Origin of the sequence: Cytobacillus oceanisediminis (assembly GCF_003182355.1) — a bacterium.
Lineage (GTDB): Bacteria > Bacillota > Bacilli > Bacillales > Cytobacillaceae > Cytobacillus > Cytobacillus oceanisediminis_A.
In genome coordinates this window covers 95,431-105,349 of sequence record NZ_QGTW01000017.1, presented here as the reverse complement: position 1 = coordinate 105,349, position 9,919 = coordinate 95,431, and the positions used below count along the sequence as shown (strand labels likewise).

General features: G+C 42.4%; 11 protein-coding genes, 11 tRNA genes and 1 rRNA gene. 1 reads left to right on the top strand and 22 read right to left on the bottom strand.

The features are described 5' to 3' along the window. The 13 genes from DFO73_RS24415 to DFO73_RS24355 form a co-directional block, all read right to left on the bottom strand. Positions 1–65, bottom strand: a 16S ribosomal RNA gene (locus DFO73_RS24415); the annotation flags it as partial. Positions 66–162: 97 nt separating this feature from the next. Then, positions 163–236, bottom strand: a tRNA-Gly gene (locus DFO73_RS24410). 22 nt (positions 237–258) lie between these two features. Further along, positions 259–335: transfer RNA gene (locus DFO73_RS24405), tRNA-Pro, on the bottom strand. Positions 336–341: 6 nt separating this feature from the next. Further along, positions 342–418: transfer RNA gene (locus DFO73_RS24400), tRNA-Arg, on the bottom strand. Between the two features lie 59 nt (positions 419–477). Beyond that, positions 478–563, bottom strand: a tRNA-Leu gene (locus DFO73_RS24395). A gap of 59 nt (positions 564–622) precedes the next feature. Continuing rightward, positions 623–707 (bottom strand) — tRNA-Leu (locus DFO73_RS24390). Between the two features lie 10 nt (positions 708–717). Beyond that, a tRNA-Lys gene (locus DFO73_RS24385) sits at positions 718–793 on the bottom strand. 11 nt (positions 794–804) lie between these two features. Next, positions 805–879, bottom strand: a tRNA-Gln gene (locus DFO73_RS24380). Between the two features lie 6 nt (positions 880–885). Beyond that, positions 886–961: transfer RNA gene (locus tag DFO73_RS24375), tRNA-Asp, on the bottom strand. 176 nt (positions 962–1,137) lie between these two features. Then, positions 1,138–1,209, bottom strand: a tRNA-Glu gene (locus DFO73_RS24370). Positions 1,210–1,224: 15 nt separating this feature from the next. Continuing rightward, positions 1,225–1,315 (bottom strand) — tRNA-Ser (locus DFO73_RS24365). 5 nt (positions 1,316–1,320) lie between these two features. After that, positions 1,321–1,395, bottom strand: a tRNA-Asn gene (locus tag DFO73_RS24360). 155 nt (positions 1,396–1,550) lie between these two features. After that, the gene (locus DFO73_RS24355) at positions 1,551–2,024 is read right to left on the bottom strand and encodes a SprT family protein (RefSeq protein ID WP_110067285.1); all 474 of its coding nucleotides are present in this window, start codon (positions 2,022–2,024) and stop codon (positions 1,551–1,553) included. 181 nt (positions 2,025–2,205) lie between these two features. On the opposite strand from DFO73_RS24355, the gene cmpA reads away from it, so the two are divergent. Next, complete coding sequence (gene cmpA / locus DFO73_RS24350) at positions 2,206–2,319, top strand: cortex morphogenetic protein CmpA (protein ID WP_009336300.1); 114 nt, start codon at positions 2,206–2,208, stop codon at positions 2,317–2,319. 187 nt (positions 2,320–2,506) lie between these two features. On the opposite strand, the gene DFO73_RS24345 is transcribed toward cmpA, so the two are convergent. The 9 genes from DFO73_RS24345 to DFO73_RS24305 form a co-directional block, all read right to left on the bottom strand. After that, on the bottom strand, positions 2,507–4,690 hold the full coding sequence (locus tag DFO73_RS24345; protein ID WP_181396119.1) for a Tex family protein: 2,184 nt from the start codon (positions 4,688–4,690) through the stop codon (positions 2,507–2,509). Positions 4,691–4,979: 289 nt separating this feature from the next. Continuing rightward, positions 4,980–5,576 carry a PP2C family serine/threonine-protein phosphatase gene (locus tag DFO73_RS24340; RefSeq protein ID WP_110067283.1) on the bottom strand — a complete coding sequence of 199 codons (597 nt, stop codon included), beginning with the start codon at positions 5,574–5,576 and terminating at the stop codon, positions 4,980–4,982. Next, positions 5,573–6,367 carry an RNA polymerase sigma factor SigB gene (sigB, locus tag DFO73_RS24335; RefSeq protein WP_110067282.1) on the bottom strand — a complete coding sequence of 265 codons (795 nt, stop codon included), beginning with the start codon at positions 6,365–6,367 and terminating at the stop codon, positions 5,573–5,575. Before sigB ends, DFO73_RS24340 begins: the two co-directional genes overlap by 4 nt. Beyond that, on the bottom strand, positions 6,345–6,818 hold the full coding sequence (gene rsbW / locus DFO73_RS24330) for an anti-sigma B factor RsbW (protein WP_026580741.1): 474 nt from the start codon (positions 6,816–6,818) through the stop codon (positions 6,345–6,347). Before rsbW ends, sigB begins: the two co-directional genes overlap by 23 nt. Continuing rightward, on the bottom strand, positions 6,815–7,147 hold the full coding sequence (locus DFO73_RS24325) for an anti-sigma factor antagonist (RefSeq protein ID WP_110067281.1): 333 nt from the start codon (positions 7,145–7,147) through the stop codon (positions 6,815–6,817). Before DFO73_RS24325 ends, rsbW begins: the two co-directional genes overlap by 4 nt. A 60-nt stretch (positions 7,148–7,207) precedes the next feature. Then, on the bottom strand, positions 7,208–8,218 hold the full coding sequence (locus tag DFO73_RS24320; RefSeq protein WP_110067280.1) for a PP2C family protein-serine/threonine phosphatase: 1,011 nt from the start codon (positions 8,216–8,218) through the stop codon (positions 7,208–7,210). A gap of 11 nt (positions 8,219–8,229) precedes the next feature. Next, positions 8,230–8,631 carry an anti-sigma regulatory factor gene (locus DFO73_RS24315; protein ID WP_026580738.1) on the bottom strand — a complete coding sequence of 134 codons (402 nt, stop codon included), beginning with the start codon at positions 8,629–8,631 and terminating at the stop codon, positions 8,230–8,232. Positions 8,632–8,635: 4 nt separating this feature from the next. Beyond that, positions 8,636–8,992: an STAS domain-containing protein gene (locus DFO73_RS24310; protein WP_026041667.1), complete on the bottom strand. Its 357-nt coding sequence runs from the start codon at positions 8,990–8,992 to the stop codon at positions 8,636–8,638. A 2-nt stretch (positions 8,993–8,994) separates the two neighbouring features. Continuing rightward, positions 8,995–9,828: an RsbT co-antagonist protein RsbRA gene (locus DFO73_RS24305; protein WP_110067279.1), complete on the bottom strand. Its 834-nt coding sequence runs from the start codon at positions 9,826–9,828 to the stop codon at positions 8,995–8,997. Positions 9,829–9,919 lie beyond the last annotated feature (91 nt).

The following is a 9,919-nucleotide window of genomic DNA, read 5'->3' as shown; positions in this document are numbered from 1 at the left end:
TCGACTTGCATGTATTAGGCACGCCGCCAGCGTTCGTCCTGAGCCAGGATCAAACTCTCCATATAAGAGTTGATTAAGCTCATAAGTTGTCTTTTCAAAAAAGACTAATGAATTAACGTTGACGTTTTTGTTCGTTCAGTTTTCAAAGAGCAATTAACATTTTGGAGCGGGTGAAGGGAATCGAACCCTCATCATCAGCTTGGAAGGCTGAGGTTTTACCACTAAACTACACCCGCATATATGATTGTTTTTCCCGAATGGTCGGGAAGACAGGATTCGAACCTGCGACCCCTTGGTCCCAAACCAAGTGCTCTACCAAGCTGAGCTACTCCCCGTTTATATGGCGCGCCCGAGAGGAGTCGAACCCCTAACCTTTTGATCCGTAGTCAAACGCTCTATCCAATTGAGCTACGGGCGCATTTTTTAAAGCAACTCTTATATTATAATGATGTAAAGAACATTTGTCAACAACTTTTTTGGTGCGGCCGAGAGGACTTGAACCTCCACGGGGTTGCCCCCACTAGGCCCTCAACCTAGCGCGTCTGCCATTCCGCCACGACCGCTTAATGAAGCGACAAAAACAATTATACCAAGATTAAACATGCATTTCAATGGTAATAAATGGTGCGGGTGAAGGGAGTCGAACCCCCACGCCTTGCGGCGCCAGATCCTAAGTCTGGTGCGTCTGCCAATTCCGCCACACCCGCAATATAAAAATGGTGAGCCATGAAGGACTCGAACCTTCGACCCTCTGATTAAAAGTCAGATGCTCTACCGACTGAGCTAATGGCTCATAAATAAAAATGGCTGGGCTAGCAGGATTCGAACCTGCGAGTGACGGAGTCAAAGTCCGGTGCCTTACCGCTTGGCTATAGCCCAACAAAATGGCGGTCCCGACGGGAATCGAACCCGCGATCTCCTGCGTGACAGGCAGGCATGTTAACCGCTACACCACGGGACCTTTGTATTAAACGATGGTTATCTACGCTCGTTTATACTGCTTGTTAACTGTCCCTTCCTCTTCAATCTACCCAAGGTACCAAATACATCGGAACAACCCGAGGTTCATTGAAGCAGTGTCGCTCGTCACTACACTACGGAAGCTGTGTATTTTAATGAGATTTTTATATGAAAAAGTGACCCGTACGGGATTCGAACCCGTGTTACCGCCGTGAAAGGGCGGTGTCTTAACCGCTTGACCAACGGGCCATTGTGAGAATATTCTGGCGGAGAAGGAGGGATTTGAACCCTCGCGCCGCTTACGCGACCTACACCCTTAGCAGGGGCGCCTCTTCAGCCACTTGAGTACTTCCCCAAATATGGCTCCGCAGGCAGGATTCGAACCTGCGACCGTTCGGTTAACAGCCGAATGCTCTACCACTGAGCTACTGCGGAATAATAATTGATATTCGTCGAAATCGTAGTAATCATCTTATCGACTCTTTACATTATAAGGACGTGAACTTCAAAAGTCAAGCTTGTTTTTGAAAGAATTTATTAACCTCTCGTCCTGTTTTTGTCCTGCGACAATTACTAAATATAAAGCCTTTTTAGTCCATTGTCAATTCTTTTTCGAACACTAATTTCCCCCTGCATTTTCCGCATACATATCTCTTGGTATCAACAGCTCTTCTTCTCTGATAAGTTTGATTGCACTCTTTGCAAATATAGAGGAGTATTTTCTTGGGTGTTCTTCTTTTTTGGCCATCAGGCAAAGCGGAGCAAAATCGTGGTGCTCCTACTTTCTTCATTAACTGCCTAAAATCCTGGTCACGGTGTTTATATCCTCTGCCCTCTAAATGCAAATGATAATGGCAAAGCTCATGTTTAATTATGCCGACAAGTTCTTCCATTCCAAGCTGCTCATAATATTTTTTATTTATTTCTATATGATGAGAGTTTAACATATACCTTCCGCCCGTCGATCTAAGCCGGGCATTAAAGTAAGCCTGGTGGCAAAACGGTTTACCGAAGCTACCTAAAGATATCTTTTCAACAAGTACTTGAAGATCTTTGTCATTCATTGCAATGTTTTCCCCTTTTATTGTGAACATGACAACCTATTATAGCATACATTATATATACCTTTTACAGATAAGGAACAGTTCTTATTTTTAAGATCCATACATTTCTTTTACTCAAAGGAAGCCATCCTATATCCACATAAACCATAAGGATAAAACCTAACACACGGGAGGTAATCATATGCCTGTTTGGTTTCAGAACCAAATCCAGCGTGCATTTTACGAAAAGGACCGTTATCAGATTAAATTATTAAATCAATGCTGGTTTTTTTATAGAAAAAAACACTGCTCATAGAAAAGCTGAGCGCCTTGTTCAGCTCCGCAAGCATAAGACGAATCACGCAGGAAACCTCCCAAAGCTACGCTTTGGGAGGGCTGTGTATCGCTGCCGAAGCTTTCCTTGTCCTGATTTCTGAAGTGATTTGGCTTATGACTCGAGGAGCCAGGCGCTGAAGCTAGACAAATAAGCAGTGTTTTTCCATTTAACTTGACGGGTCCAGCATAGTTAAGGCGACTCTTCCTTTCTGTTTATCTACAGAGTCAACCCAGACTGTGACTACATCACCTACAGATATAACATCCAAAGGATGCTTTACAAATTGACGGCTAAGCTTGGAGATATGAACAAGGCCGTCCTGTTTGACTCCAATATCGACAAAAGCGCCAAAGTCGACTACGTTTCGTACTGTCCCTTGAAGTTCCATGCCCTCTTGTAAATCTTCGAGCTTTAAAACTTCTTTCTTTAATAGAGGCTTCGGCAGTTCATCGCGAGGGTCCCGTTCAGGTCTCATTAGTGCATCGATTATATCTTTTAACGTCAGCTCGCCAATTTCAAGCTCTTGTGCTGTTTGGCTAATGTCCAATCCTTGCAGGGCATCTCTTAATGACTTGGTCCCCAGATCACTGGACTTAGTACCGAGATTTGCTAACAGCTTATTAACTTCTGCATACGTTTCAGGGTGAATGCCTGTCCTGTCCAATGGCTCTTTGCCATCAACAACTCTTAAGAATCCAATTGCCTGCTCATAAGTTTTCGCTCCAAGGCGCGGAATTTTTTTCAGCTGCTTTCGGTCTGCAAATTTCCCTTCCTCTTCTCGCTTCTTGACTATATTATTGGCAACTGTTTTTGAAAGTCCTGCAACATGCTGAAGGAGTGACGAGGATGCTGTATTAACATTGACACCCACTTGGTTTACTGCAGTTTCCACTACAAAGTCTAGCGACTCGGACAATCTCTTTTGAGATACATCATGCTGATATTGCCCCACTCCAACAGATTTTGGATCAATTTTCACAAGCTCTGCAAGCGGGTCTTGAAGGCGGCGCGCAATGGATATGGCACTCCTTTCTTCTACCTGTAGATCCGGGAACTCTTCTCTTGCCAAATCGGATGCAGAGTAAACGCTAGCTCCTGCTTCATTTACGATTAGATAGAAAATCTCATCCTTCATTTCTTTTAGAATGTCCGCAATAAATTGTTCGGTTTCTCTCGATGCAGTTCCATTACCAATTGCGACCATTTCTACTTTATAGGCACCGAGTATATGAATAACTTTTTCTCTTGCCTGTTTTGTTTTGGAAACAGGAGGATGAGGATAAATGACATCGATATTAAGCACTTTCCCTGTATCATCGACTACGGCCAGCTTGCAGCCTGTTCTATATGCAGGGTCTACCCCTAGTACAACCTTGCCTTTTAACGGAGGCTGCAGCAATAGTTTCCTAAGATTTTCGGAGAAGATCATGATTGCCTGCTCTTCCGCCTTTTCAGTTAATTCATTTCGTATTTCACGTTCAATAGAAGGCTGTATTAACCGCTTATATCCGTCCTCAATCGCTTCTTTTACAATTGGCGCTGCAAGAGCACGGCCGTCCTGCACCCACTTTTTAAATAAGTAGTTCAGGATAAAGTCCGTATTCGGCTTGATGTTTATTTTTAATACATCTTCCTTTTCGCCTCTGTTTAATGCCAGTGTTCGATGAGGAACAATTTTATAAATCGGCTCCTCATATTCATAATACATTTCATAAACGCCCTTTTCGTCATTCTCATTATTTTTAACAGACGACTCGATTGTTCCTTTTTTGGCAGTTTCCGTACGGATCCATTTCCTGCTGTCAGCTTCATCCGATACCCATTCTGCGATGATGTCTTTTGCACCGGAGATTGCTTCCCCAACTGTATTTACTTCCTTTTCCTCGGACAAAAATTCTTTCGCTTTTATTTCTGGCTTTTCATTAAGTGAAAAAGTTAGCAGCCATTCAGCTAAAGGCTCCAGCCCCTTTTCTTTTGCCACAGTCGCTTTCGTACGGCGTTTTTGCTTGTAAGGGCGGTATAAATCCTCAACTTCCTGCAATTTAACTGCTTTTTCAATTTTGGCTTTTAATTCATCTGTCAATTTGCCCTGTTCTTCAATTAAACGGACAACTTCTTCTTTCCGCTGGTTAAGGTTTTGTATGTATTGCCAGCGCTCCATGATATCGCGGATTTGAACCTCATCTAATGCACCCGTTTGTTCTTTTCTGTACCGGGCAATAAAAGGGACAGTATTTCCTTCTTCCAGTAAGTTTATCGTATTTTTCACTTGTTTAACTGCAATTGAAAGTTCCCCTGCAATCATGTTTAACACTTGATCTTGTTTATCCAGTAATTTCTCCAAGTTCATTCCTCCATCATAGAGTTTCATCTTCCATTTTAACAAAACCTCTATAAAGTTTCACACTTCCCATGGCGGCCCAGTCTTTTTTTAAACAAGGCTCCACTAAAGCTCATTGTTGATATTGGCACCCTATTAATTGGAACGGAAGGCGCAAGACTCCAGCAGGAAAAGCCAGTCAAGGGAGATGACAGAGTGCAAGTATCCGAGGTGGCCCCCGCCCGCGTTCGCTGAGCTTCTTGAGTGGAAATCGACAGGCAAGTTTACCGGAGTCTAAAACAAAAAAGCTTACCCTGTTTTAGAGTAAGCTTCCAAGTATAAAAGTAGCATCATCGGCTGTTGAGGGATACTGCTTTTTAATATCCTCCGAGATAAGATCAATTGGGAGAAATGCTTTTAGAAAAGATTTAACCCCTTGAATATTTAAGCCATCTGAGTATAGCAAGAATTTTGAATCAGCTTCATACGTAAACCGTTGGGTGTGGAAAACCTGCGGCCTCCCTGACAGATACCCTGTAACAGGCAAAGGGTAGGTTAGTTTGCCAGTTGATGAGTAAAGGAAAAATCGGATATTTCCTACACAGCTGTAGACAAAGTCCCTGGTAGCAAAATGCACCTTAAACAATGCAACTGCTGCCCCTCTTTTTTGTACAAGAACCTCATTGCAAAGCTTCATGAGTGTATCAACATCTTTCTCATGGTGCTCTTCTACAACCGCTATAACGGCCGAAGAAGCTTCATACGCAAATTCTCCGCTTCCAAGGCCGTCTGCTAGTACACATACAAAGTATTCATCTGTTGCGGTGAAATAATATCCATCCCCGCAGAATGACTTTCCTTCTTTAGCCGTCTGGTGAGCGATCACTTCGATGTTGTCTCTAACCAATTTGGTCATGAAAGGCACTCCGAGTTATTTGTTTCAGCATGGATAGCTTCTTGGAGTTTTTTGATCGCACGCCTTTGAAGTCTTGAGACATGCATTTGGGAAATCCCCAGTTTATCTCCTGCTTCTTTCTGGCTCATATTCTCAAGATATGTGTATTGAATAATCAATTTTTCTCTCTCAGATAAGACATGCAGGACTTTCTCAAGTACAAGCATTTGGTTTACTTTCTCGAAGCCCTCGTCCTCATTTCCGACGATATCCAGCAATGTTACTGTGCCTCCATCGGAGTCAGCTTCGATCGAGTGGTCAACAGAAAGCGCCTGATAGCTTTTGCCCATTTCCATCGCTTCCAGCACTTCTTCTTCTGATACTCCGAGCACATCGGAAATTTCGTCCACTCGAGGAGAACGATGAAGCTCAGTTGTAAGATCTTCAACGGTCGCCTTTATTTTCGGGCCTAGCTCTTTTATTCGGCGGGGTACATGGACACTCCATGTTTTATCCCTTAAAAAGCGCTTAATTTCACCAATAATCGTAGGAACCGCAAAGGCTTCGAATGTTTTTCCGTAAGATTCATCATAACGGCGGATTGCCCCTAGTAATCCGATTATGCCGACTTGGACAATATCTTCATGATACGATCTGCCTTTTGAATATTTACGGGCAATGGCTTCGACCAGGTTCTGATATTGAAGGACAAGCGCATTTTGGGCTTCTTCATCTTGGTGAAGTTGATAAGCCTTGATTAAAGCATTTGTTTCTTCTTTTGATTTTTGATTAGGTTGAGATTGTTTTTGCATCCCTCTCCACCTGCTCTCCCTCTAGGTATTTGGTCATGAAGACCGTAACACCCTCTTTGTGATGAATTCTCACTTCATCCATCAATGTTTCAATCAGGTATAGGCCCAAGCCTCCTTCACGCAAAAATTCCACAGAATCAGTCTGGTCATATGGTCCAATGCCTTGTCTCGCAGATTGGAAATCAAAACTCTTGCCGCTGTCTGCAACCATAACTTCAAGACGGTCATTATATAACCCGAATCCAATGACTACTTCACCCTGTTCATTCTGCTTGTATGCGTGTTGGACTGCATTGGTGCATGCTTCACTGGTAGCAATTTTCAAATCTTCAATTTCTTCGTAGGCAAATCCCATTCTGCTGGCAATCCCCGATAAAGTCAGGCGGATTACCCCAACAAATTCCGGCTTGGCTGGAATCTTTACCTCTATATAATCAAATGGTTCGTTCATTGTACTCCACCTTCAATCCCGCTGTTTATATCGATAATATCGGCTAGACCTGTGATTTCAAAAAGTCTCTTTAAGCGATCAGACAAACCAACAATTTTGAACTTGCCGTTATTGGCACGTACATTTTTAAATACACCAACAAATACGCCTAAGCCGGTACTATCCATATAAGAGACTTCAGATAGGTTTACCACCATTTCCACTCCTTCTTTTTCCGTTAAAGGAAAAAGCTCTTCCCGGAGTTTTGGAGCTGTATATGCATCAATTTCTCCGCTAACCATTGCTTCAATTAGCATATCATTTTCTTTTACATCTATTGTAATATTCATAACTGACCCACCTCTTTACATGTCAACTGCATTTTACTACTTACCCGTAATTTAAACTGGTTAAACATTTCTTTTTAAAATAATTAAGGTAAAATCGTCTCGCAATTGAAAATGCTGGAGCTTTTCGAGTTCTTTATATACGCTATTAACAATTTCCTGTGCACTCAAATGAATATATTTCTTGATTAATCCAAGCAATGTTTCTTTTTCAATAAAACCTTCTTCAGTACGGCATTCAGTTACCCCATCTGACATTAATATAATCATATCTCCGGGATTTACTCCTTTTTCGTACTGGCGGTATTTCGTTTTTTTATCGATGCCCAGAAGCAGGCCTTTTGCCACTAGTTCGGTAAATTCACCTTTGTTGGCATTATAGAAAAGCCCTGGCTCATGTCCGGCAGAACCGTAAGAGAACAAATGGGTATTTGTATCGTATATCCCATAGAACATCGTAATGAACATAGTCAAATCTACGTTTTGCTCTACAACCCGGTTCAGGCTCTCAAGAACACTTTTAGGATCATTGCGGTTTTCAGGCAAACTATCCATGGCGTACTTGATCATGGACATACATAAAGCTGCCGGAAGGCCTTTTCCGATAACATCAGCAATCGCGATGCTAATGCTGCCATTTTCATCCTGAACAAAATGGAAATAATCACCGTTCATATGTTTGGCAGGAACACTAATTGCGCCAATGTCCAGTCCCTCTACAGAAGGAACCTGCGTTCCCAGCAGGGTTTGCTGTACGTTAGCAGCAATCTCCATTTCCGTTCTAAGCTCCTGCTGAATATGCTTCAAGTTCTGGTGTTCCCGATAGGCAAATCCATAGCCTATCATGACTTCCAGAAGGATATCAAAAGAATGGTGAACATACTCAGGCAAGTCCGGGTACAGTTCACCCATAAGGCTTTTATGAACGCTGATAATCTCTTCAGGAGAGACTTTGTGTTCAATCGACTTCCTGCTGAACTTCTGGCCTTGATACAGAGCCTGTTCAGATTGTTCCTTTATATAATTCTCCAGAATATCCCGATACTTTGACTCCATCATTTCTCGGAAATCCATACCGCATCCCCCTAACGGAGCCATTTAGTTGCTTTTATATCTGTTCCGGTTCCAGGATTGGAGTCAATTAAGAACTCATCCATTAACCGCTTGACACCTGGCAGGCCGGCTCCTAATCCCCCCGATGTTGAGAATCCATCTTCCATTACTTGGCGTAAATCATTTATTCCAGGGCCGCTGTCTACTGCAACTATACGCAATCCCGCTTTTCCGCCGTCATATATTTTTTCTATACAGATCTGTCCTTGTCCGGCGTATAAATAGATGTTCCGGGCAAGTTCACTAATGGCTGTAGTGATTCTGGCCTGGTCAACTGTACCAAAACCAAGCTCTTTAGCAACATTCCGCCCAAGCTGGCGGGCTGCAACGATGTCCCATTCGTTTATGATTTTAACGCAGGATTGGTTTTCCATACAGTTACTCCCCCAATTCCTGTTGTAATTTCTCCAAACCTTTTTCTAAATCTAATGCAGTAAGGACATCATCTAACCCAATACCTAACTCAATCAGCGTAATAGCTACGGCAGGCTGTATCCCGGTAATGACTACTTTTGCACCCATCAGTTTGGACATATTTATTACGTCGCCTAAAACTTTAGCGATGAATGAATCAATAAAGTCAATGGATGTTAAATCGATCACGACTCCATTCGCACTTGTTTCATGAATTTTATGGAGCAAATCCTCCTGAAACTGAAGCGCAGTCTGGTCATCTAATTCCCATTGGATGGAGACTAACAAACAATCGTTCAACTTTAAAATCGGAATTCTCACTCTCACTCCGCTCCCTCCACATTCACAATTTTGCGGCTTGTTAACTCAAGTGCCGCTTCTACTCCTTTTTTAAGCGTGTTCTTTGTGGTGAACTGATTTAAATCGATGCCCAAGTTTACAATCGTTTGGGCAATTTCAGGCCGAATACCTACAAGCATGCATTTAGCCCCGACAAGCCTTACTGCATCAGCAGCCTGAATGATATGATGGGCTACCATCGTATCGACAACCGGCACACCGGTAATATCAATGAGAACCACTTCAGAACGGTGTTTAACAACTCCATTTAAAAGATTCTCCATGATCTGCTTTGCCCTCTCCGTATCAATCGTACCGACAAGCGGCATCACCGTAATTCCCTCGAAAACAGGTATCAGGGGAGCTGAAAGTTCCTGCAGGGCGATCTTTTGCAGAGAAACCGTTCTTTCCCATGTGGTTGAATACATATTAACGATTTCATTCACCATTGGGGTCATCCAGCTGTCAAATTCGTATACAATTTTCAACTGATTTTCTTTCGTAACAATCCCCGCATCTTGCATACCTTCAAATACAATTTTGCCAAAGGTTTGCAATCCCTTTGTCACAAAACTGAGTGGCCAGCCTAAGCGGACAATTTTCTCAGAGAAATCACTTAGTTTTGATGTGAATTCTTCATTCGAGCTTTTTATATTTGAAATAATCAGGTCAATAAATTCCCTGCTCGTCCCAATAAACACCTGGTCAGATACTACCTTGGTGACTCTTTCATCCGCATTTTCCTTGGTTGCCTGAAGCCAGTCATTGAAAATAGCATCTTTATTATTTTGAATATAATTTAAAATTGTGGAATCCATTAGTTCCTCCCTATTTTATCATATATCTATTATTAGCCTTCCAAATCCCCTTTATTGTAAAGCAAACAAAAAATTTGTAAAAAAATAAATA